Annotated in this window: 24 protein-coding genes and 1 tRNA gene; 11 read left to right on the plus strand and 14 right to left on the minus strand. The window is 45.3% G+C overall.

What is annotated here, in order from left to right; all coding sequences use genetic code 11:
- Window positions 1–229 precede the first annotated feature (229 nt).
- From ACYVAM_RS00005 to ACYVAM_RS00025, 5 genes are all read right to left on the minus strand, one after another.
- On the minus strand, window positions 230–550 hold the full coding sequence (locus tag ACYVAM_RS00005; protein WP_461062645.1) for a hypothetical protein: 321 nt from the start codon (window positions 548–550) through the stop codon (window positions 230–232).
- Entirely contained in the window at window positions 543–800 is a 258-nt protein-coding gene (locus tag ACYVAM_RS00010; RefSeq protein ID WP_461062647.1) for a hypothetical protein, read from the minus strand. The genes ACYVAM_RS00005 and ACYVAM_RS00010 overlap by 8 nt, the downstream gene beginning before the upstream one ends.
- 71 nt (window positions 801–871) lie before the next feature.
- Complete coding sequence (locus ACYVAM_RS00015) at window positions 872–1,570, minus strand: hypothetical protein (protein ID WP_461062649.1); 699 nt, start codon at window positions 1,568–1,570, stop codon at window positions 872–874.
- Between the two features lie 764 nt (window positions 1,571–2,334).
- Window positions 2,335–2,407: transfer RNA gene (locus ACYVAM_RS00020), tRNA-Asn, on the minus strand.
- A gap of 118 nt (window positions 2,408–2,525) precedes the next feature.
- Window positions 2,526–2,783, minus strand: coding sequence for a hypothetical protein (locus ACYVAM_RS00025; protein ID WP_461062651.1), 258 nt, complete (start codon window positions 2,781–2,783; stop codon window positions 2,526–2,528).
- Between the two features lie 452 nt (window positions 2,784–3,235).
- On the opposite strand from ACYVAM_RS00025, the gene ACYVAM_RS00030 reads away from it, so the two are divergent.
- From ACYVAM_RS00030 to ACYVAM_RS00040, 3 genes are all read left to right on the plus strand, one after another.
- The gene (locus ACYVAM_RS00030; protein ID WP_461062653.1) at window positions 3,236–3,760 is read left to right on the plus strand and encodes a hypothetical protein; all 525 of its coding nucleotides are present in this window, start codon (window positions 3,236–3,238) and stop codon (window positions 3,758–3,760) included.
- A gap of 16 nt (window positions 3,761–3,776) precedes the next feature.
- Window positions 3,777–4,238 carry a helix-turn-helix domain-containing protein gene (locus ACYVAM_RS00035; protein ID WP_461062655.1) on the plus strand — a complete coding sequence of 154 codons (462 nt, stop codon included), beginning with the start codon at window positions 3,777–3,779 and terminating at the stop codon, window positions 4,236–4,238.
- A gap of 443 nt (window positions 4,239–4,681) precedes the next feature.
- Entirely contained in the window at window positions 4,682–5,911 is a 1,230-nt protein-coding gene (locus tag ACYVAM_RS00040) for a phage integrase SAM-like domain-containing protein (protein ID WP_461062657.1), read from the plus strand.
- An 84-nt stretch (window positions 5,912–5,995) separates the two neighbouring features.
- Here ACYVAM_RS00040 and ACYVAM_RS00045 read toward each other — a convergent pair whose 3' ends face one another.
- Complete coding sequence (locus tag ACYVAM_RS00045; RefSeq protein ID WP_461062659.1) at window positions 5,996–6,904, minus strand: SGNH/GDSL hydrolase family protein; 909 nt, start codon at window positions 6,902–6,904, stop codon at window positions 5,996–5,998.
- Window positions 6,905–7,105: 201 nt separating this feature from the next.
- On the opposite strand from ACYVAM_RS00045, the gene ACYVAM_RS00050 reads away from it, so the two are divergent.
- The gene (locus ACYVAM_RS00050) at window positions 7,106–8,257 is read left to right on the plus strand and encodes an acyltransferase family protein (RefSeq protein ID WP_461062660.1); all 1,152 of its coding nucleotides are present in this window, start codon (window positions 7,106–7,108) and stop codon (window positions 8,255–8,257) included.
- 311 nt (window positions 8,258–8,568) lie between these two features.
- On the opposite strand, the gene ACYVAM_RS00055 is transcribed toward ACYVAM_RS00050, so the two are convergent.
- On the minus strand, window positions 8,569–8,841 hold the full coding sequence (locus ACYVAM_RS00055; protein WP_461062662.1) for a hypothetical protein: 273 nt from the start codon (window positions 8,839–8,841) through the stop codon (window positions 8,569–8,571).
- 119 nt (window positions 8,842–8,960) lie between these two features.
- A complete protein-coding gene (locus tag ACYVAM_RS00060; RefSeq protein WP_461062664.1) occupies window positions 8,961–9,131 on the minus strand; it encodes a hypothetical protein in 171 nt (56 codons plus the stop codon).
- A gap of 215 nt (window positions 9,132–9,346) precedes the next feature.
- Between ACYVAM_RS00060 and ACYVAM_RS00065 the strand changes: the two genes are divergently transcribed.
- From ACYVAM_RS00065 to ACYVAM_RS00075, 3 genes are read left to right on the plus strand one after another with little or no spacing between them, the layout of a single operon-like run.
- Complete coding sequence (locus tag ACYVAM_RS00065; RefSeq protein ID WP_461062666.1) at window positions 9,347–9,538, plus strand: hypothetical protein; 192 nt, start codon at window positions 9,347–9,349, stop codon at window positions 9,536–9,538.
- Between the two features lie 22 nt (window positions 9,539–9,560).
- Entirely contained in the window at window positions 9,561–9,731 is a 171-nt protein-coding gene (locus tag ACYVAM_RS00070) for a hypothetical protein (protein ID WP_461062667.1), read from the plus strand.
- A 15-nt stretch (window positions 9,732–9,746) separates the two neighbouring features.
- Complete coding sequence (locus ACYVAM_RS00075) at window positions 9,747–9,953, plus strand: hypothetical protein (RefSeq protein ID WP_461062669.1); 207 nt, start codon at window positions 9,747–9,749, stop codon at window positions 9,951–9,953.
- Between the two features lie 209 nt (window positions 9,954–10,162).
- On the opposite strand, the gene ACYVAM_RS00080 is transcribed toward ACYVAM_RS00075, so the two are convergent.
- From ACYVAM_RS00080 to ACYVAM_RS00095, 4 genes are all read right to left on the minus strand, one after another.
- Window positions 10,163–10,522 carry a hypothetical protein gene (locus tag ACYVAM_RS00080; protein WP_461062671.1) on the minus strand — a complete coding sequence of 120 codons (360 nt, stop codon included), beginning with the start codon at window positions 10,520–10,522 and terminating at the stop codon, window positions 10,163–10,165.
- A gap of 122 nt (window positions 10,523–10,644) precedes the next feature.
- Complete coding sequence (locus ACYVAM_RS00085) at window positions 10,645–11,832, minus strand: outer membrane protein assembly factor BamB family protein (protein WP_461062673.1); 1,188 nt, start codon at window positions 11,830–11,832, stop codon at window positions 10,645–10,647.
- Between the two features lie 352 nt (window positions 11,833–12,184).
- Complete coding sequence (locus ACYVAM_RS00090) at window positions 12,185–13,468, minus strand: Y-family DNA polymerase (RefSeq protein WP_461062675.1); 1,284 nt, start codon at window positions 13,466–13,468, stop codon at window positions 12,185–12,187.
- Window positions 13,468–13,914 carry a LexA family protein gene (locus ACYVAM_RS00095; RefSeq protein ID WP_461062677.1) on the minus strand — a complete coding sequence of 149 codons (447 nt, stop codon included), beginning with the start codon at window positions 13,912–13,914 and terminating at the stop codon, window positions 13,468–13,470. The genes ACYVAM_RS00090 and ACYVAM_RS00095 overlap by 1 nt, the downstream gene beginning before the upstream one ends.
- Window positions 13,915–14,097: 183 nt before the next feature.
- On the opposite strand from ACYVAM_RS00095, the gene ACYVAM_RS00100 reads away from it, so the two are divergent.
- From ACYVAM_RS00100 to ACYVAM_RS00110, 3 genes are all read left to right on the plus strand, one after another.
- Window positions 14,098–14,928: a hypothetical protein gene (locus tag ACYVAM_RS00100; RefSeq protein ID WP_461062679.1), complete on the plus strand. Its 831-nt coding sequence runs from the start codon at window positions 14,098–14,100 to the stop codon at window positions 14,926–14,928.
- 1,334 nt (window positions 14,929–16,262) lie between these two features.
- Window positions 16,263–16,520 (plus strand): hypothetical protein, encoded by a 258-nt coding sequence (locus tag ACYVAM_RS00105; RefSeq protein WP_461062681.1) that lies wholly within the window; start codon window positions 16,263–16,265, stop codon window positions 16,518–16,520.
- A gap of 395 nt (window positions 16,521–16,915) precedes the next feature.
- Window positions 16,916–17,380, plus strand: a complete 465-nt coding sequence (locus ACYVAM_RS00110) for a response regulator (protein ID WP_461062683.1) — start codon at window positions 16,916–16,918, stop codon at window positions 17,378–17,380.
- Between the two features lie 189 nt (window positions 17,381–17,569).
- Here the strand turns inward: ACYVAM_RS00110 and ACYVAM_RS00115 are convergent, their stop codons facing one another.
- Complete coding sequence (locus tag ACYVAM_RS00115) at window positions 17,570–21,130, minus strand: carboxypeptidase-like regulatory domain-containing protein (RefSeq protein ID WP_461062685.1); 3,561 nt, start codon at window positions 21,128–21,130, stop codon at window positions 17,570–17,572.
- A 324-nt stretch (window positions 21,131–21,454) separates the two neighbouring features.
- Here ACYVAM_RS00115 and ACYVAM_RS00120 point away from each other — a divergent pair, with 324 nt between their 5' ends.
- Window positions 21,455–22,075: a methyltransferase domain-containing protein gene (locus tag ACYVAM_RS00120; RefSeq protein WP_461062687.1), complete on the plus strand. Its 621-nt coding sequence runs from the start codon at window positions 21,455–21,457 to the stop codon at window positions 22,073–22,075.
- 4 nt (window positions 22,076–22,079) lie between these two features.
- On the opposite strand, the gene ACYVAM_RS00125 is transcribed toward ACYVAM_RS00120, so the two are convergent.
- A complete protein-coding gene (locus tag ACYVAM_RS00125; RefSeq protein ID WP_461062689.1) occupies window positions 22,080–22,232 on the minus strand; it encodes a hypothetical protein in 153 nt (50 codons plus the stop codon).
- Between the last annotated feature and the right edge of the window lie 422 nt (window positions 22,233–22,654).

A 22,654-nucleotide genomic window follows, 5' to 3' on the forward strand; every position in this document is an offset into this window, starting at 1 on the left:
GCAAAAAACTAAGCAGTTATCGATGCTCAAACGACGGAAAAGTCATATTTTTCAGCGAGTACAAAGCGGTTAAAACCGTCTCATCTCTTTTCACCCGCATCTGTCCACTTTCGGTTGACGACGTACACTATTAAAGTGATAAGCAGAATAATAGGCACTAGTACGATTAAACAAACGCCTAAAAACGAGACTACTAAAAGGCTTTTCATGGTGATAAATGGTTTGACGTTTAGGGTAAATTTTTGAGCTCCCGGTCGAGCTCGGAAAGTAATCCCTGTAAGCCGTGAGAGATGATCGCTAGATTTTGCAATTCAACGTAAAGAGCTCGAGCAACTGCGAGCGGCATCGTAAACGTGTAGGGCTTTCCGGTTGGTCTCGCTTTCCAGGTAAGAGCCTGGTTTGTCGTTATTCGCCCTCTCCAATCTATTAGGACAATTTCCTCGAGCCGGAGCGTTGCCATTTCCCGGAAGGTTATCGCGTTCGGGTGCGGGACAAATTCGAGTAAGGCTCCTAATTGATGTCGATAAAGTCGGAGACGTACCTTAAGCATTTGTTCGCCCTCCGTTAAGCTTATCGAGCTCGGCCTTCGTTAAGATTGCCGTTCGTTTTAGTTTTAGCGTCCCTTGCTTCATTACGATGTCTATTCGCTCCGGCTCAATGATATTAAGTTGCATCGAGACAACTCGCTCGAGGTCGATACGCTCGAACGGGACCACTCGCTTAAACCGTCTCGGGGATTTATGGCTATAAGGCTTTGGCGTTTCTGACGAATTCGACGTTAGTTTTGTGTTCCGGCTCATCTTATCTTTGGCTTTAATTTTTTGGAAATTTGTTGTAAACCGCTCCTCCTTTGGGGGTGCGGTTTCTGTTATTAATTGGCCTTGAATTTGGTATGTAGCACGTTTACTGTTGCCATAGCTTGAGCGGCTGCTTTGTGGGGAGGTACGGCCGGAGCGACATCGACCGAGGCCGGTCTTACTGTTGGAGAGGCAACCGGGAGCGATTGATTAGAATAGTAGTGTTTTACTTTATGATACCAACCCTCGACCCTTGCGCGAGGATAATTCTTTTCCCGGAGGAGATATTCGGCGCAATGGGTAACGACTGTATCGAGCGTAGGAAAGCGGTCTTTAGTGAACTCGAAATCGTTTTTTTCATTGGAGCGGTAAGGAACTCGCTCCGGCAATAACTTCTTAAAATCGAGCTCTCCTCCGTTGTTAATCCGCTCGTAAACCCGATTTAAGTACTCTAATGTTGGGAGCCGGAGCCTAACCTCTCCGTGTGCTAGGTAATGACCTGGAAAGAGTTCGAGGATTTTTGTATCCTGGCTTTTATGCATGAACTCCCGCTTATAAAAAACCATTTGGTAGCACTTGGAGAAGTATCCATTGTTGCCGAGCCGTTGGATACAATCCTCGAGGAGAGCCTCCTTATCCTGTTTTTCGGCGTGTCCTTCAAATTTGGAGTAACCATCGAACGTGTATCCGTTTTCGAGAAAGAGCTCCCATCGGTACGTAGAATTTTCGCGGTCTCCCCGAGGCTTTGGTTTTGTGGTTTGGTACGATTGCATGAGGTTTGGAAATTGGTTGTTTTTCTGCGTTTTAAGACCTTTAGCCCTTATGCTCCTATTTGAGCGAGCTTAAAAAAATATCTCCTCGCTACGGTCCCGAAATCAATCGAAGAGGAAAATTCGAGGGTTTGCCTCTTTTTTTGGATTGCTTTTTTTGTGTTTGGCAATGGTCTCGAGTTGATCTCTTCCCGTTGCCTGTCTGGTTTGTTTTCCTTCGTTTTAAGGCCTTTAAAGCATATTGTCGTGTTTGAGCAGACTAAAAAAAATATCTCCTCGCTCTCGGCTTGTGTCGGCCACTACTGCCAAACTTTGACTTTTGCCCCTTTTTTCAGCTCGACTTTTTCGGGTTTGGGGAGGCTCCGCTTTCGGCCGACTCCCGACTCCTGTTAGTCAGTTAGGGAAAACAGCTCTATAGAGCAGTTTTCTATAAGTTAATCCCGTTATCTAAGAGTTAATCTATTGATGTTTAACTTAAGTTAACTTATTGTTAAACAAGATGTTAACATAGGAGTAACAGGCAAACTGGCAAAAAAAACTGACGGAATGTCAGGGCAATAGGATTCCACTCGACCGATGAAGTCGATTTTTTTGTTTTTGCGGATAATTGGCTTTTGTCCGCGTCGCAAAAGCCCAGGTTATAACCTAACGGTAGTCTGTAAACGTAAGAGCTTAGTGGCTTTTAGATTTGCCCTCCGAATCAATGCCGGAGGGCAAACTCTCCAACCTATTCCTAAACCCTTATTACCTTGACGGATTTTCCGTTGTAGGAGAGAGAGGACTCGAACCTCTGACCTGTGAGAAAACACCTCACTGCTCTACCATCTGAGCTACCCTCCTTTGTTGCCGGTCTTTCCCGGCTGTCAACGAGCCTCTATTCTCGTTCTCTTGGTGTCAAGGGAGGAGCAACTCCCTATCAAATAAGCCGCCGTTTGCTCCCGGCTCCGGTATCTCCCTTTCAGGCTTTCCCGGACTCTACAGTTTGGGTTTCCCATTGAGCAATTGTTTTCTCGAAAGCCGATTTTAACAGTTGCATCATATTCTTTAAATCTCTTACCTCTCTGAACAAAGCGACATCGAGCGGAAAAGACTGATTAAGAACAGCCTCTCTCTCCTGCATTGCGTCCCGGATTCTCCGGTACAATACGCCGAAAGTTGGAGAGGTCTCGAACTCGAGCGAGACCTTATACTCGTTAAGCTGCGAGTTCGCTTTCATGCTTCGGAATGTTGATCGACTCCGGCAACGTGTTTGTATCGAAATTCTCTTGTGTAAACCCGAGAAACCTAATCATCAAAAAGCTTACGGAGCCGTGAACATCGGTTAAGCTTTTTTTCGGGTTGCCCATTACCGACCGTTTAAAGTAGGTAAGTTTTTCGCGCTTCTCGAGTTGGCTGTTAAACTCTCGATAAGCCTCTCTATCAGTCTCTTTGAGAGCTCGATAATGGTCTTTTATGCTTACATTCATAGAGTTACGTAAAAAAACATTGACCATTGTAAAACTTTTACTTGGTTTTCATCGTAGAGAATACAAGATTTGCTACAGAGTTTGTAACAATGTTTGTTACTATCTGAGAACAATATTATAGCAATTGTATGTATCTGTCAAGCATTTGCTATAATAAATTTTTAATCTTTTTATAACATCCTTAAGTACAGTATGTTACAGTATGGAGAATGATTTAACTAAGAATAGCAAAAAGAGCTCTAAATGGTGGATTTGGTTAATAGGAGTTATAGTAGTGCTATACATTATAGGGTATTTAAGCAATAATGACCCTGTAAATACGTCAGTTAATGATAGTAAACCTTTAAAGCCTTCGCTTAAACTTAATGTAGTGGCAAACCACAGTATAGCAAATGTTAGAAAGGAGCTTGGTAAAGGTGTATTTCTCCGTAATTGGAAGGATAGACGTTCAGGTTGTAAAGCTTGTCCTATCTATAGCTACAGAGACGATTCTCTAGAGGTTATTTACATTAATGGCAAGGCAGATCGAATCACATTAAACCATTTGGACGATTATAATTTTGACGAAAAATTTATAACAACATTAGGTTTGCCTTTCAAAACAGCCGATTTTAAGAATGCCGATGTAATGCGTTGGTACAACTATCAAGGTTTTAGGGAGATAATGGCTTTCAACAATGGCAACGGTCAAATTCACTATAGCTTAGTGAAAACTAATGCCGAATAATCCCAATTCGATGAAAATGGAAAATACAATCAATCAGCGAGTAGCAAGGGTTATCAATGACTTAGGATTGAATCCTAAGACGTTTGCTGAACGTATCGGCAAAACTCCTACATCTATTTATACGATTCTTAACGGTCGTAATAAACCAGGTTACGATATACTAGAGGCGATTCTGCAAGTATTCCCAGAGGTTAGCCCTAATTATTTAATGAAGGGTGAAGGCGAACCAATGAAGATCGAGGACAAAACTTTAGACGGTCGGAGCTTCGGCTCGGAGGTTGCAGGTAGGATTCTCGAAGAGTTTCGAGGTTTAAAAGATCAACTATCAATAAAGGATAGACAGATAGATGGTTTGCAACGAACAATCGACGTTTTGCTTAGCGGTCGTCAAGCTCCGGAAAAGTCTTTTCCTAAGCCTGTTTCCCGTACCGGAAGGGTTTTCGAGATGTATCCTCGTAATGAGGCTAAAAGAGCTTAAGAGCTTTTTTTTGTACGTCTCGGGAGCACTTTAGGAGGCAGGCAGTTAACTCAAAGAGTTAACACGGTATAACAGAGAAGCTTATAAGCAGAGGTTCAATACCCTCTCTCTCTGCAAATTGTTATTAATAGTGAGTCTGGTGCCCGAAACTAACCATTTCGGGCTTTTTTTTTGCCCCTATTTACCCGCTCTAAACCCTTTTTAACCCTATTCAGTCTGGTTTTGCCTTCCCCGTAGCAATACTGGTGCCCCCCCCTTGTGCCTGGTGACACCCCTTCTTTAATTAATTTAATACAGATGTATATAATTATTAAAAGAAGTTATATAACGGTATAAATACTTGCCGCATAACAAGTTTACATGCCAACTAATTAATTTTTTTAATTTTTCCCTAACGATGTAACCACCAGTTACTTACTCGCGCTACACTAAACTGTAGCGCAATGAAAATTGTAAAGCGTATGGAAATCAGCTTCTGGCGTCGCAAAAGCAAGCAGAAGAACAAAGTGCAATTGTACTGCCGCATTGCGGTAGGTGGTGAACGAGTTGACATCGGATCCACCGGTGTTACCACGTACGAAGACTACTGGGATGGTCAGCGAGTCTCGGATAAAGATCCGGAAGCCTTCTTTAAGAACGAACAGATCGACATCATGCGTGATCATCTGCGGGCCATCTTCAATGATCTGTTCCGGCGAAAGCAAAAAATTACGGCCGCTAAAGTCAGGCGTATCTACGAAAGCGGTACTGAAACAGTTTCCCTTCTTTCGGCATTCGAGATGTATCTGGCCGACAGCGCCCAGGATCCGGAGCGAAACCTAAAAAAAACCAGCATCGAGGTATATGACAACGTTCGAAAAAAGCTGATCGATTTTCTCATCAGTGAGAAAGCCCTTGATCTACTGGTGGAAGATTTCGATTTGACCTGGGTAAAAAAGTACCGGCGCTGGATGAAACAGATCAAGTTCGACGGCCATCAGGTCGGCCACGCAGATTCCTACGTCGTCAAGCATACCCAAACCATTAAAAACGTGATCACCTGGGCAAAGCTCAAAAAGATCGCTGACACGAATCCCCTCGAAGGCATGCGCATCAAAAATGCCGAGTTTGACGATCCGGTCTTTCTCTCCGAAGAACAGTTTCAGGCCCTACGCTCCTACCCCTTCGACAATGTTCACCTCCAGCGAGCCGCAGACGTGTTTATTATCTTATGCCGATCGGGGTTCCACTATGGTGACTTAGCCGATTTTGTTCAGAAGAATAAAACGGCCGTCCGAATGGGGCTCGACGGAGAGACCTGGTTGATCAAGGATCGCATTAAAACCGAAGTCTCTATCCGGGTGCCTCAATTCGATGAGGTCAAGCAGATCGTCGACAAATACGGGGGCTGGGAAAAGCTGCCCATGACGAGCCTGCCCAAATTCAATGCCTGGCTAAAGGTGATTGCGGCAAAGTTAGACCTACCCGAAGATCTCTCCAGTAAGGCCGGCCGGAAAACGTTCACGGACTGGTGTTTTAACAAACTGTTTCTAAGCACAGACTCGGTTAAAGTAGTGCTGGGCCGCAAGACTGATAAAGGGCTTGAAGTATACGGCCGGCCCGACGAGCGACGGGTGATCGGCGAAATGGAGCAAAGCAAAGTGCTCCAGGAGCGAAAAAAGGATAATAAGTAAAAAAAAGCCTGGTTTAACCGACCAGGCTTTTTTTGGTTTTGTAATTAATTGCAGAAGAAGTCAAAAGCATCTTATTCAATAAAATCAATAGTTTAAAGTCCTGAGTAAAGCTACAACTCGATTGGCTATAATTTGGTACCCTATGTTATTCAAATGGGTGTTGTCGAAGTGCATGCCTGCGGGGAATATTCCATTATCAAGATTTGCCTTGTCTTGCTGGGTCGGCGAATAGCCCACCGCCTTCAATTCAGCACTCGTAGGTGGAGTTACGGCCACATAGGCACCTGGATACTTGACTTCAAGTACTCCGTTGTGGGCGTTGATCATCTCGCCTACGGATGTGCCTTTCCCCTCCGACATGCGAGGCAATACACCCAGCACTAAATAGCGTTTCGGTTCCGGCAAATAGGCAATAGAGGCATCCAGGGCAGCCATGATTTCACCGGTTGCGTTCGATGCATCAGGCCGGTTGAGGTAGTAATTATTCCGGCCGTACCATAGTACCTGCACGAGTGATTTGGTCTTTTCAGCCTCATCCAAAATGAATACCGAATCTGGTGGAATCGCTTTTACCGTCATCCCATTTGGCACAATACTGTACGATTCATTCTGAGCGGAATCCGACTGGTTAACTGACCGTATTATTTTACAGGGCACACCGGCTACTGTTCCCTTAGCCGTGAGCAGGCTTAAATTAGCATTGGGAGACAGAAATTTTGTTGAAACCTTTGATAATTTAACAGGATTAAGCCGGTTGAACTGATTTCCTTCCAGTGTAATGAGCAAGGGCTTTCCCCCTTGGAAAACGGCAATCTGTTCTGCATCCAGTCCTCCAATGGCAGAGGTAATAGTTGGCCGGTTAAGGAGTTTACCAACTACTAAACCGTAAGGGGTGCCACCTGTACCCGCCGTCAGACTGTCACCAAAAAACGCCAGGGGCGGTCCACTCTCTGCCATCGCATTACTCTGACAGCTTTGCAGTAGCGTCAGCATCGTCATTGAACCCGCTGAGAAAAGGAATGAACGACGGTTTTGTAAATTAGAATCAACCATTGGACATTGGAAGGACAAGAAAGCCTAATAATTGGCAAGTTACTATACATAGATATTTATTAATATATAGTGTAGCGAATTGTAGGTTAAATAAATATCTATGGTTTTAGTTTTATATTTGACTTTCTATCTGTCCTTAAAATGAACAACCGGTTAAAATTTGTCTACCTAGATGGTATTCGCGGGCTGGCCGCCCTGTATGTGGCACTTTATCACGCCCAGGTCTTTACTGGCCATCACCTGCCAACCAGCCAACTTTCAGTTTTTATAAAGCCATTTAGCCTCTTCATTTCCTATGGCTATCTGGCCGTTCCCTTGTTCATTGTCCTTTCTGGGTATTGTCTGACCATCCCGCTGGCTACAAAACCGATTCCTGCCCTGAAAGGCGGGTTTGCTTCTTACATCGGCCGAAGGGCCCGGCGCATTTTACCACCGTATTATTTTGCCTTGGCACTGTTTATTATACTTATAACAGCAGTACCAATCTTACAGGTGCCTCATAATACAGCCTGGGACAATAAGATACCAATGGACTTACCCGCCGTGTTGTCTCACATATTTATGGTTCATAACCTGAATGCAGCCTGGATATGGAAGATTGACGGGCCGCTCTGGAGCGTGGCCACGGAATGGCAACTGTACTTTTTATTTCCTGTTCTGATCTACCTTTGGAATCGCATTGGCTTGTTAACGGCTGTAGCGTTAGCAATGGTACTTGGTACAGGCTCGGTTGTTGTTCCCGTGGGCAAGCTTATGCACTTCTGGTTTTTTGGGCTTTTTGCCTTGGGCATGCTGGCCTCGGTCATCTCCTTTTCCGAACAGGGGCAGTGGGTACGAATTCGTGAGCGCATTAATTGGCAGTGGTTCAGCATAGGTATGGTTGCTTTCCTGCTGGTGCCCGTAACTATTGACGGCTACCGTCCCCTTAGTCCGTCCATCATTGAGCTTTGTACAGGACTATGCTCCAGTATCTGGCTGGTGTACTTTTCCCTACAGGAACGCAAACAATTAAAACCGACACGCCTACTGACAGTTTTTAATTCACGATGGGCTGTTGGACTTGGCACTTTCTCATATAGCATCTATCTAGTGCATAGTCCGCTGCTAAGTCTGCTGAATCTATTGACTTTAGATGTCCCGATGGAGCCAAGTCTTCGTTGGCTCTTTATGGTGTTAATTGCTGTTCCGGTGACAGTGCTGGCCTCCTATATTTTTTATTACTTCTGTGAACGTCGATTTACGATTGCTCATGTGCCGCAGCCTCAGCTCGTAGCCGAACCTTCAAGAAGTTGAATTAATGAATTGCTGTTGAAGTAATTAAACCATAAAACCGACTGCTCTACAGTCGGTTTTTTTATCTATGAGGTAACAAGGCGGTGCTGTCTGACCCGTTGCTCTAATCTTACACCACGGAAAAATTATTCTGGCCATTACAACACAGAAACGGGGGACAGCACCGCCCAATTTTTGGCGATGCCATCCTCCGTGGTGTACAAACTAAATTAGAGCACTGCAAAGCTAGTAAAAGCCCGTTTGAATCAACAAAAAAATACCCCGACAGCAGAGCCACCGGGGTATTTCCTTTAAGACGCTTTAGCCGAGAATTATTTATAAACCTTGTCTCGAATGAGCTTCAGATCGTTTAATTCCTCGACTACTAGTATATCCTCGGCCGGGATGACGCCCCGGTTGATCCAGTTGGAAATGACACTAATGCTTTCCAACTCATGTCGTTTCGCATATTGTTTCAGCGTTATCCATTCGGATAGGCTGTAGCGTTTTCCCTGAGATTCCAGGAAGGCGGTTGCCTCTTGAATCAACGCCTGGTTATCCGCCAGAAGTTGTTCGGTTGTGGTGAAAGTGTTTAAAGTGCTCATGGAAAAAGAAAGATGCAGAAAAATGTGAAAAGGACAGAAATGAAAAATGAATGAGAAAAAGGCAGAAAAAATGGAAAAATATATAAAAGAAGGGAGGGGGTGGGTAGCCCCCCTTACCCCTACTCTTCAAATTGCTGGAGGAGTTCGACTAAGGCTCCAAGTTGGTCGAGTAGCTTGTCTTCCTGTTCAGAGGTCAATTCGCTATCCGGGTAGCCAGCTCGCTTATCGGCTAATTCTTGTTTGGTAGCAGCGATGGCCGCCTGAATCCGTTTGATAAAACCTGCATTCATAAGCGTCTGGGAAGTTTAGTGGGATTGTTAACTCACTTAACAAAAGTATACCTGTTAAGTGAGTTAACAAAATAATTGCACAAGTTTTTTTGAAGGAAAATGCAGGCTTTTTTGTGGGGTGTACCACACGATCAAGAGATCAAAAAGAGTGGGGACACGACTTGCGTGTCCCCTCACGAAGTGCGTGCTTTGATTTAACAAAAAGGGAAGAAAAGATGAACGCTCAGCAAATCCTAGCCCAATATAGCCTCCGCAAAGAATTTTCTACCCTGAAAATGGCCTCCGACGTTAGAGACCGCATGACAGCCGGCCACGCCATCATTTTAGGCGATAACAACAAATTCTGGATCCTGCCTAACCGCTACGCAATGACGCTGATCAACGCCGGCTACGAACTGGCTAACTAATCACCCTGAAACACCTACTCCTATGTTAACCTTAGAACAGAAAATCAACCAGCTTCAACCAGGTCAGGAAATTGAAATCAGCCGCACCATTGCAGGCTACTGCACGGCCGAGCGGTCAGGGGACGGCAAAACGCTCCACTCTATTCGCTACACCGGAAATGAATGGACAGTCTTCCGTAAACGCATTCTTTAATTAATTTTCCCAAAAATGATGATTAAAGTATTTCTTGCCGGGTCAACTGATGAGTTGTTCCAGCTCAACATGAACCCGACTCCATCAATTGGCGATGAACTACTACTGCTGGACCAGCCCTACGTAGTTACCGCTCGTCGGCATGTCCTTCAAGAAACCGGGGAAGATGTAATGTTTTGTGACTATACAATTCTATTTGTCCGGAGAATCTGGCAACCTTAAACCAGGCTTTTCCTCCTATCGTTAGCCCGGCTCCTAACAAGGCTGGGCTTTTTTGGCAAACTAAACACCGAAGCTGCTTAGAGGATTTTAAGTGGTTCGATAAAACGGTCGTTTTTAAATCTAGCCATTATTTTAGAACACTCTAAAATTGTACATTTACCGGCTAGGTTAACATATTGCCACTTATATAACAGATTTTTGGCTGTTACTCAATCCAGAAAAGTACTCTCTATTTCGATAGCATCTGTATAGCCTGAGACTTCTATTGAGTGATTGTAAGCCTGATCAAACACTACCATTTTTTCGGACTCGAGTATTAGTTTTCTTAACTCAACTACTAATTGACCGATTAAACCGACCGGGCCAGACAAAGCAATGTAATCGTTATAAAAACTTGCTCTATAGATTTTAGATGTGTCTTGGCTCTCGAGGGTGCGAGTTCTTCCCTTCTCTGAAAATGTGTTAGGATTCACCATATAATCTTTGATCAGATCAGACACCTGTTCTAAGTGAAAACCTATTCCAAGAGTGATCAAGCAGTCAATATGGTATACAGTACGATTTTGCATTATTAACTTTTTCTGAACCGAGAATTATAAATATAAATCTTGTTCTAATTCATTAAAATAACATCAGTTATACAACAAATCTAAGAATAGTGTTAACTTGCTGTGGGGCAGTTCATTGTACTTTATTGATGTGCACCACTAATTCCAGAATGAAAAACTACCCCCCTTCTAGTCACAACACAAGGAGATGATTCAATAGCTTGTATTGGCCCGGGTAAATATGATACCCATTTTATGGAGCCGGTCAAAGCATCGACAGCATGTACCCTAGAATAGCCCCCTACATAAATAGTCTCACCAACAACTGTAGGGCTCGATTGAATAGATCCTCCTAGACGAGATTCCCATTTTTTCTGTCCTGTTGTCGCCTCTATAGCATACAACTTCCCTTCATCCCATCCAGTGCCAACATAAACACTTCCATTAGCTACTACAGGACTTGCCCAAATATTTTTACCCATTTTATATTTCCACTTTTCTATGCCTGTCATTGCATCAATAGCATAGAAATTTGAGCTACCATCTCCTATGTAAACAATCCCGTTATCGACAGTGGGACTAGCATTAATATAGTTACTAGTCTTAAACGCCCACAGTTGATTTCCCGACTCAGTATTAACAGCATAAAGTGTACTATCATAACTACCTACATAAACAATTCCATTAACTACAGCAGGACTAGAACTAACCGTGTTCCTTGTTTTAAAACTCCATTTTTTTGTCCCTGTAATTGCATCAATAGCATACAGACTATTATAATTACCCCCATTGCCTATATTACGCCCATTGCCTATATAAACAACTCCTTTTACTACTGTTGGACTTGAATAAATATCTCCACCAGTGCTGTAAATCCATTTTTCGATGCCCGTCCTTGCATCAATTGCATATAATCGACCATCAAACCCACCTCCTCCCACATAAATGATATTGTTAACTATCATAGGAGAACTGGAGCCAACTGATTGTACTGTGCGTAATTGGCAACTCCACAATTTTGCTCCTGTTACTCTGCTAATAGCATACAGTTTAGATACTGAACGTATGAACACAGTATCATTAACTACTGTTGGGCTGGAACTTATTGCTCCGTAAAAACTTGCTTCTTCAGTAGTAAATTTCCACTTAATTGTTCCATCTATGGCATCGATAGCATATAGCGAATTATCGTGACTGGTTCCAATATATATTGTTTCGGCTAAATCTGGTTCTTCGGCTATAGTGCTTGGAGTTTTACATGAAAAGTTTACAACACAATTTGTAACGATCAGTAAAAAGTATAGAGTGAAAGGATGGTAATAACGATTCATGAAATAGTGGTTTGAAACTGTTATATAAGTGGCGTGGCTGTTGCAAAAGTCGAAACTACTGTGGGTTGGCTCTATAAATGGGTAATTTTCTGCCCCTGATTAGATCGTAATCGGCTCAAAACACATGCTCATGTGAGCCATTCCAGACTTTAGCAACAGCCACTGGCATTATGTTAACCTAGCCGGTAAATGTACAATTTTTGGTGTAACCCAGTCTAGTTGACTAGTTAAAAAAATAGTCCTATTGCTTGACAAGTAGGCTGTGACAGGCATTTTTACCGCACGATCAATCATAGAATTCCCCAGTTACAAATGTGGCTGGGAGATAAGCATTCCTGCTAATTAGCTATCCTTAGCGAACATTGAGAATTTCATTCCATTTGGTCGTGTAACAAGGAGAAAGAAACTTTCGGTTGTGTTCCCAATCGGGGCTAAAACTCTGATTGGCCAGTTGAATCGTTCCCCGACCGTGTCGCTGGTTGAGCCGTTCCATAATGCTGGATAACTTCACCATCCGCTCATCCGGCCCGTCGATAAAGATTCCCTTCTGGCGGTAGTCACTGGGCACAAATCCAGACAGGATAATACCAACTTTCTGATACGCATAACCGAACTGAAAGATCGATTGCAGCGCGGAATCTCCGTATCTGACCAATTCCGTTATACTCGCCGTGGGATGAGGTAGCGTAATGGTTCGAGAATTGTAATACTGCTTGGCGGGTTGGCCATTGGGGCTTTTTTTGAACCGATTGGTATGCAGAAAGACGGTCATGGTGCTACACAATGAATCCTGCTTCCTGAGCTTCTCACTGGCTTTGCCCAGATAGGTAGTCAAGGCTTCGGTGATGGTTTTAAGATCGGGAATTAACCTGCCAAAGCTGGGAGCCGTGATGATTGCTTTTTTGGGCGGCTGACCCACCTCCAGCATTCGGCAGGGAAAGCCCCTCAGTTCATGCACCAGCCGCAGCCCGTTCACGGTCATCACTTGGTTGACCCAGTCATCATTGGCGTCCCGAAGGTGGGCAGCCGTGGTAATTTTATTGCGCTTGAGCATACTGGCATACCGCCGACCAACGCCCCACAGATCAGCCACGGGAAAGTCAGAAAGTACCTCATCAATGGCCTCCGGAGTATCCAGGACGTAGACCCCATTTAGCTCCGGACGCTGTTTAGCGATCCGATTCGCCAGCTTGGCCAGCGTTTTGGTTGGGCCAAACCCAACGCATACCGGGATACGGAGCCACTGGGCAACGGTTGAACGAATAGATTCACCAAGCCCCCTATAAGTTGGGTATAACCCCTCGTACCCATCGGCCTGAATAAAAGCCTCGTCGATCGAATACACCTCGACATCTTCCACAAAATGAGTGAGCGTACTCATCAGTCGGGCACTCATATCGCCATAGAGAGTATAGTTCGAGCTGAAGACGGCAATATTATGCTCGACTATCAGATCAGCTAATTGAAAAAAAGGTACCCCCATTTTTATGCCCAGCGCGTTGGCCTCGTTTGACCGGGCAACAACACAACCGTCGTTATTGGACAGCACCACTACTGGTCGGCCGATCAGGCCCGGGTCAAAGCTGCGCTGGCAGCTGACGTAGAAATTGTTCGCGTCGACAAGGCCCAGCATCATTAGAATTTCTGCAGGTTATAGGTAACCACACCGATCACGGAGAAGTTTTCACCGGGATGAACATAGATCGGTAAGTACTTTGGATTCGATGACTCCAGAATAATTAATTTATCGGCGTAACGGATCCGCTTAACCGCGTGGCCTCCATCGTACCAGACAATGACAATCTTTCCGTCGCTGGGCGTTCTGGACGAATCGACGATTAATACATCTCCCGGTTCGATCCGATCCCCGACCATGCTGTCGCCAGTTACCCGGACAAAATACGTAGCCTCCGGAGAGGTAATACATAGATCGTTCAAGTCGCAGACCTTGTCCAGGTAGCTCTCTGCCGGGGAAGGAAAACCGCCCTGCACCAAAGAAGAAAAGAAAGGAATGAGGTATCGGGTAGAGGCTGTTACCTTCACCATAGCCCCTTCGTCAAGGTGGTCAATCCGGTCAATCATAGCTGCTCATTACGTCACAAGCTGCTATATTATACTTTTGTTATATATACTACAAATTAATCATATACTTATTATCTTATTAGTCCCACTACAAGCCTTGCCAACTTCACACAGTTCTTACATAAAAACTTTGGATTGTCAGAGAGTTATATCTAGATTGAATTTTCTAAATCCAATCTTAAGATGCTAACGCACAGTCAGTCAAGCAAGTCTTCAAGCAGTTCTTCTGGTGGCTACGTCAAGCTATCTAAAAGCCCCACCCCAGAATTTAAGGATAACCGGCAAATCGCAAAACAGCAACGAAAGTTTAAAAAAGTGGCTAATGAGAGTTCCAGCCAAAGTCTAATTCCCCTAGAAGAAGATATAGCTGACTATCCACCTAGATTTGAAAATGCTTTAAAAAGATTAGTACATAAACATAATGAAGAAGATGAGGATTCTGATTACACTAGCCAATGTTGTGCAGCTGGGTCTAGGTTTGTCTTCGAAACACTAACCAACGGAACAAGACACGCCGAAGCTGATGCAACTATTGGTATTGATTCGCTGAGAGAAAAGATGAATAGCCTGTCTGGGCTTGATAAGGAATTTTTATATTACGTAAACGCTGATGGCTTAGTGGGCCATCGATTTACTATACTGCAGCATGGAGATCAAGCTATGCTTTTACAAGGATACTCAGGCCAATACAGCGTATCTGACTCTATTGCAGATCCATCCAAGTCTATTGAAGGGATATTAAATTCCCTCGCATCGCTAATTAACATTAAGAAAAAATGGATGTCAACAAATACCATTACAGAGGAAGATGGTACTGTATTTAGTGATACACATCAGGAACTCTTTCGTTTATCCCTAAATGCAGAGGGAATAAAGAAGGAATTTTTGAAAGGGAGAATCCACCGGACACAGAATGATATCGAATGGGAGGTAAGATCTACGGATGGACAGGCGGTGCCAGTAGGCAAAAAAGGTAATAAACCGAAAAAAGACAGTTGTTGTATTATGATGTAATTTCAACTGACTTCTCTATATGCTAGTAGTGGAGCCTATTCATAAACGCTGGTTTGTATATGTAGCGCAACGGATTGGGTAACGCTTTCTGATTTATAAAGACTGTAGCCTGGTCAACAGACCAGGCTTTTTTGTGTTCGTTTAAACGAACGTTTTACTTGACTTGCCGTTGGCTCCGGCAGACCCGCCCAAAACATTTATAAATAGTTCATAAAAAGGGTTCAGTTAAATTGTCCAGTTTTTCGTATCTTGTAGTGGCTTAACTGAACCATTTTATGGCAGATAACTACTTTTTAAAACCGTCGTTTTAATATACCTCGGAAATTAGTAAAGACATACGGTGCACAGCCATTTTGACCCATCTTTCCCCAGCCTTTTATTCAGGGATTTATTATTCACAGCATACGTACATGCTATTCTCTTACAGATCGAAAGAACGAACTCATACTTATTTAATTCGTCGATAATGGATTCCAAGAAGTCAATCATAAAAACAGGATTTAATTATTTTGTAAAAATAAATCCTGTGGAAGAGGTCAAGGGGACTTGCTACCGTTTAGAGAGATCCTAAAAAATGGTTGTTTCGAGACCTTTCAGGGGAACGCACTCACAGTAACCAAATTGGTGTCCCTGAGCCCTGCCGACCTGGCGTTGTTTTCGTTCCGGAAGAAGGTCCACATCAAAGGGGCCAACTACATGGTCGGCTTGATGAAGGCTGCCTTGGAGGCAAAAAGCCACAAGTCTGCCCTTTGCTTAGAAGTCGACGGAGACCGCTGGACGATCAAAGACCACATCAGGATTGAAGTCAGCCTCCGAGTTCCGAGGTTCGAGGAGGTATAAACTATTGTCAACAAATACGGCGGTTGGGCGAAACCTCCCCTCACTTCCCTGACTAAATTCAATGCCTGCCTACAGGTAAATTTGGCCAAACTTGACCTCCCAGAAGAGCTCTCAAGCAAAGCGGGCCGCAAGCCGTTCAGCGACTGGTGTTTTAGTACACTGTTATTAAGTACCGGCTCGGTGAATGTAGTCCTGAGACGAAAGTCCGATAAAGGCCTGGAAGTGTACGGCCAGCCCGATGAGCGGAGGGTAATTGATGAGATAGAGCTAAGTAAAGTGATTCAAGAGCGAAGGAAGAACCTATTTAGACAATACGCTCCGTTCTGTTTAATCAAAAATAATTCTTTGGCCTATTAGGAAAGGCAACTCGCCACCTTTTAGTGGCTTAATAAGTATTTAACTAAAAATCAGGGTGTTTATACGTAGTAAGTTAGTATGTTTGTCAAACAATAATTTATATTAACATATACTCAAACGTCTTAAGTTGACTTAGTATGCTGCTATTCCTGACGGCTATTGACCCCGACCAGCAAACCCGAAATTTCACCTGGTACTTTACAAAGATAGAAACCTGTTTTGATGTATTGAGTGAGTTAAGCGCTACCGGAAATCAGCTTCTTCGAATCGAACTAGTCGATAATGACAAACATACGATTCTACCGGTAGAGATTTTTGATGGTTTGGAATTCTCAACCCCGATTCAGGCCTTGGAGCTGGAATGGAAGCAGATCTTAAGTTATTCTTCAGAATAAAATCGACACTTGTTTTCAAGGAAAAAGGTATCCAGATTCACTAAATAGTATCTTTCTCCTAAATTTTCTGTTAAAACCTTTCGTATCAACTATTGCCTATTTTCAAACTTATCATTTATAATAAAACTATATTACTTATTATATTTTCACAAAATAACTTAGTTGATTACATCGCATTGCCTTAAGACCCATAAATATTTATAAAACGCAACTGATTTATAATTATAGGATTACAAACCAGATTATTGACTACATATTAATAATTAATCTTTTTTTAATTATATTTATTAACTTCGCTATTGACAGATTAGCAAATGTTACCAATAGGTAACACGTACTTAATGTTTTGCCAGAATTCAGTAGCGTAAATTTTATCCACTATAGGAGGATCCCATATGAACCTATCCTTTACCTCAAATCTCCAAAAACAGCGCCGGTATCCTGTACTAGTCGTCGAAAATGATGTCGACCAATGGCTTACCCTAAGCTCTGCCTTTGCTCAATGCTTTCCCGAGATAGAGCCTATCTGGATTGAGGAGCCATCGCAGGCCTTAGCTTACTTAAGAAGCCGATCAAGGAGTCCCCTCACAATTCCCCGGCTCATCTTTATGAATTCATTTCTACCCTCACAAGAAGAAGGATGGGTCTTCCTAAAGCAGCTAAAATCCGACCCATGTTTTAAACAGATACCGGTTATTGTCCTCAGCCACACGGAGGTACCCGAAGATGTTATAAAAGCCTATACCCAGGGGGCAGCAATGTATATAACCAAGTCATCGAATAGAACGCAGTTGTTACTCGACTTCTATACCCTAAAAAAGTACTGGTGGCAAATAATCAAAATGTCCATCGTGCTATAGGCGTAAAAACCAATAATCAACATCAGAAAAAGTCTCACGGCAGTACGTTTCCCTTTATAATGTTTACCGTAAACAACAATGTTTCGAACCCTAACGCCCCGGAAACTATTGGAGGAGCGCCCCAGACCGTCTGTTCCTGAGGAACATACGTGAACTTGCAGCCGCCGTTCGGAACAGTGAATCGTTACGCTATTGAACCCGGATGAACTGAACGCCCAGCACCGGACGACCATCGGCCGTAACGCCCTGTATGACCACGCGCAACGTACGCACGACGTCCGATAAGGGAAAACGTAGCTGGGTATGTCCCTGACTGTCGGTTTGCATCAGGGGTTTCCAATATAGTACGTCCCGGCGGTCGACGGGGCCAGAAAGGGCGCTGGGAGTTGTCTCCGCATCGTAGCGGGGCACATAAAATTCGCGCTGCACCGACGGGTAGCCAATGAATTGGATCGGTGTCATTCCCTCCTGGGGTTTTCCCAGGCCCTGCCTATACCGGGCGCCTTTGGAATAAAAAGCAATGACCCCGTTCCCGCCCCGGGACCCATATATACCAGCTGCGCCAGCACTTTTTAATACGTCGATCCGCTCAATATCTCTTGGATTAAAGAACATCAAAACGCTTCCATCGGGGTCCTGAATAGGCACTCCATCCATCAAATACAAGGGCTGTGTACCACCCTTAAAGCTATTTCCTCCGCGCATGGACACCTGATAATCGCCCTGCTTTACACCTCCTGGTGGTGCAATGCTTCGCGAAACGGTCACGCCCGCCAATCGGCCCTGCATCATTTCGTATAGATTCGAGTAGGTAGGCGATTTTTCATCGAACTTGACAACCACATCAGCCACATTGTGCAAACTACGCAGTTGAATATCGTCGGGTCTATCCTCATCTTTCTGCCCGCGAACCGTCACTTCGTTTAGCACTTTCGCCGTTTGATCGCGGTAAAGCTCGGTGTTGGCTGCCTGCCTAAGGCGAGCCGCTTCCAGTTGGGTCCGCAACGCCGACCAGTCTGGTGCAACGGCCATTTTACCAGATTCCCATAACTTACCCGGTCCTTCCTGAATCAGAATGGCTTCTTTGGGGGGAATATTTTTAAACCGGCGATCAGCAATTTGTATCAGTAGTCGTACTGTATCGGCAATAGCCAGCCCCGCCAGCCGAAAGCGGCCTTGCTCATCAGCTCCTGCCGATTTTATGGACGATTGCCCTCCTGTTGGTGCTACGATTAGTTGGGCGTTGGGTATGGGTTGATACTGCCCATTTACAAGGCGTCCCCTGAGTGACACCCCACCGAGCCGCTCCGTTTCAGGCGTCCCACTAACCCGTCGCCAGCCCTGCGTTAGCAGCAGGTCGTCCAGCGCCCGACGGGTTTCGGCCGTTTGATTCGCAACGTATCGACCGGGATTTTCGATACGTCCCCGAAGCTCTCCCGTTAGCAGCAGGTGCGCGGACAACGTAGCGTCGGCTGTATCATCCGGCACCTGGCCGGCATCGGTAATGGAGGCCGATAGAGCGGCCAGTGCCGGCAATCCGTTATTGCTCAGATTGATGCTCAGGATGGCCTGTTCGCGGGGCTGATACCGGGTTTTGTTGGTCCCCATCCGGACACGTACCGGTGCTATGAATTCGGGGACAAAAATCAATCGCTCAGCTTGCGGCCTGGCGATGGCATCATAAAGCGTAATTTGCGCCAGACCCGGCAACCAGGTCATCATGGGCAGACTTAGTTTCGCCACCCCAGATTGCAGGAGAATTTTTCGCTGATCGACCACCCGGCCATGTTGTTGAATCAGAATATAAACGGAGTCGATAGCGGCCGGGTTGGCGCTCCTAATGGTCAAGGCCAGACGGGTGGTATCGCTGATCGCATCGGCAGAAAGCACCAGCCCTTCCGTTTCGGCTTTGGGTAACGGAACACGCTGCGGCTGGTTGTTATCCAGGAGGTCGGCGTAATACGTCCGTTGCGTTTTCGGCTCCATCGACACACTGGTCATCCCCTGCTGATTGGTCCTGAAACGAGCGACTTCGGCACCCAGGTCGTCGACAATACGGCCCGCAATGGCCAAGCCACGGCCATCAGGCTGGACAATTTTTACGCCCAGACGAGCTGGTAAGCCCGAAATCCAGCGTCCACCTTCCGGCAAAATCTGAACGTCTACCGGTGCTGGCACCGAATCAGTAGGCATGGATATCGGGTTCTGAAACAGATTATAGATCGCCACGGACCGCTCGAAAGCCGGGCGTCGCTGGGCATCATCTTCATCGGTATAGGCGCGCAGGCGATATGTTCCCGTTGTGAGGGTATCCGACAGTCGGAAATTGCCCTCGCCCCGTCCGTCAAGGATACGTACCCACTGGTGCTGCACGAGCTTACCCGCCGAAGTGAGCAGATCAACATGCAGGGCCGTTTCGCCATCGGCCCGCTGGTGACTGGCCGCGTCGAGTACGTACGTACTCATCCATAGCCGATCGCCAGTCGCGTAAACCGGCTTATCGATGTGCACAAACACAGTGGGAGACAACCAGTTGAATCGCTCATTGAAGGCCGCCGTGATCCGACCCAGGCGGTCATCATTCGGCGCGAGCTTTCCCTGGGTAGCCAACGGGCCATTTGAAAGGGCTTCCTTCTCAGCGCCTTCGGGTTTCCAGTCGGCGGGCAACATCGTCGATAGCCGGTCATTCCCCATCGAACCTTTCGCTTCCATCCCTTCCGGCATGGTAATAACCCCATCGATGGTCATTTGCAACTGGCCAGTAGGCAGTTTCATTTCCGTATAAGCATAGCGCGCATCGGGATAGGGCGAGAAACCCGAGACCGCATTCGTATAGAAGATGATCAGTTTCAGGGGCGAAACCAACCGGCGCTCGGTCGCTAATCGACCGGGCTGAATCAAGGTAGACTGCTTAATAGGTACCAGACGCTTGTAGTCATTGACGGCAGCCGCAAGGGTAACCTGCCGCTGCTCCAGGGATATCATTTTGGTCGCATCTTCCTGATAGACCATAAAACCGGCCTCTTTGAACGTATTATCCGTTAGACTAGCCATTAAATGGCGAACAGATCCTTTGTAAGCGAGCATCCGGTTACGCCGAAACCGGTTGGCTTGTCGTTCGTTCTCGGGTTTTAGCTCTTCAAAACGGGCCGACCCCGCTGAATAAACCTCTCCTGATGCAGTAGCATCAAAATGTTGCAACGCATAGATCAGCCGATATCCCAGTGCCTGATTATCAACAATCAATGGCTCATTGGACGTCGCATACAAATGATCTTTATCTTCTTTGAATTTGATAACTTCGCTATTTACAAGCAGACACTGTCCGCCAAACGGCTCGCCAAAAAACTGCTTTTTAAACTGACGCAAATGCCGCTCCCAAGCCTTTGGATTGCCTCGAACGGTTACTACATCCAGGGTTTGTTCACTCGGCTTCAGGCGAAAATTCAGCTGAAGTGGTGTTGTATTATCGAATCGGACTTTTTGTATAGCCGGTTGATAACCAACAAAGGAAGCAGCTATTTCGGTCGTGCCCAAGGGCACTTCTGTCAACGCATAATAGCCCTTTTCGTTGGTGACAGCCCCCCGCGTTGATCCATTTAGGTAGACGTTGGCAAACGGCATAGGTTTTCCCGTCGTGGCATCGGTTACGTAGCCAGTCAGTACGGCTGACGTTTGCCCATAAACCGGCCAACTCGATCCCAGAAGTAGAACGACAACTATCCAGCCGATAAAGTGCGCGCCACGCATAAGGCTTATATTACGTTCTTTAGAAAGAACGCCACTACGAAATTATACCGAAGGCTGTAACAGACAGCTGTATGCTTGTGATCGTAGTTGACCAATGTCAATACTGATTCGTTCACTGATTGAAGCGGTTTTCAGGAAGCTGTTAACCAGAGATCGCTGAACGGTGACGGTCAGTTACATACGTAAAACCAGCAAATCAGCTTTATCTTGCATCGTTTCGCTGATTACTAACCTATCAACCGTGATAGGCAAACGCCATCCTGTCTAAAGGGAGCTCCTGGCGGCACGCAAAGGGCTATACAACATACTATGAAATGATTCAATATGGACAATGAGCGTGTATACCTGTTTGGCACAGCCAGTATTTTACGTTATCACCAAACATTGATCGAACGGCATGGGACCGGTACGACCCGGGCACTGGGGTGGCAAAAAATTGAAGGACAGTCAGCACGCTTTAAAACATTATGCCAAATAGGTGATCTAAGCGGACGCTCTGTGCTGGATGCGGGATGTGGACACGCAGATTTTTTCCCCTTCTTACAAAAAAGGTTTTCTTCCATAACCTATTATGGTTGTGAGCAAATACCCGAATTGCTCCAGGTAGCTACTCAACGATACAAACACGAGAACAACATAGTACTACTACAAGGAGATTTTTTCGATGAAGCAGTACCAATGACCGATTTTGTGTTGGCCAGCGGCTCACTTAGTTACCGGCATAGTGATGCCCATTTTATTTATAACGCTATTGAGGCCCTGTATGCCAAGTGTCGTATCGCCCTGGGCTTTAACCTACTAAGTGCGGGCGTCGAAACGAGCACGGTACTCACGGCTTACCATCCCAGTGAGATACTCGGGTTTTGCCGGACTTTGTCAAAGACGGTGCAAATTCATACCGGCTATTGGCCTGATGATTTCACCGTTTTCGTTTACAAAGAATGAGGTACTATTGGGCAGCACCAGTCAACACCTCGTCGTTGTCTTCCTGGCTGGCCCGTTCGATCGTTTCGACAAATTCTTCCGTTGAAACGGTATGTACATAGGGATCGTCGAGATCTTCCTCCGGTTCAACGCTGGCTGTGGGGTTTTTTGAATTCATGTAGCTGGGATGTACGTCTATAAGACCATTAATGTAGCGGATGCGTTCACACAAAAAAGCCCAAGCCAAAATTAGCCAGGGCTTTCCGCTTCTATCCACACCATAGTGGAGCTGTGCCCCACCTGATATTGATTAAACGGTTGGTTGGCCGAAACTGTTCGTTCGTATGCCAAATCAGTTAATTGGTAGCTCTACGTAGATTATTCACTCAGAGTGTGCACTCAGAATAATTGTTGTGGGCATCCGCTTGATCGCCAGGATGAGATGAATCTGAAATGCACTAGCTGTCCACTCCAATCAGCAACAGACGAACGAATACCACAAGAACCTTAAAAGGCAATTGTCAAGCTTCCATCAACCGTCAACACCGAACTCGTTATTGATATGTTGTACTTAAATAGGCTGTTACTGAAAACAACCTA

The sequence above is a fragment of the Spirosoma horti genome (genome assembly GCF_054776595.1).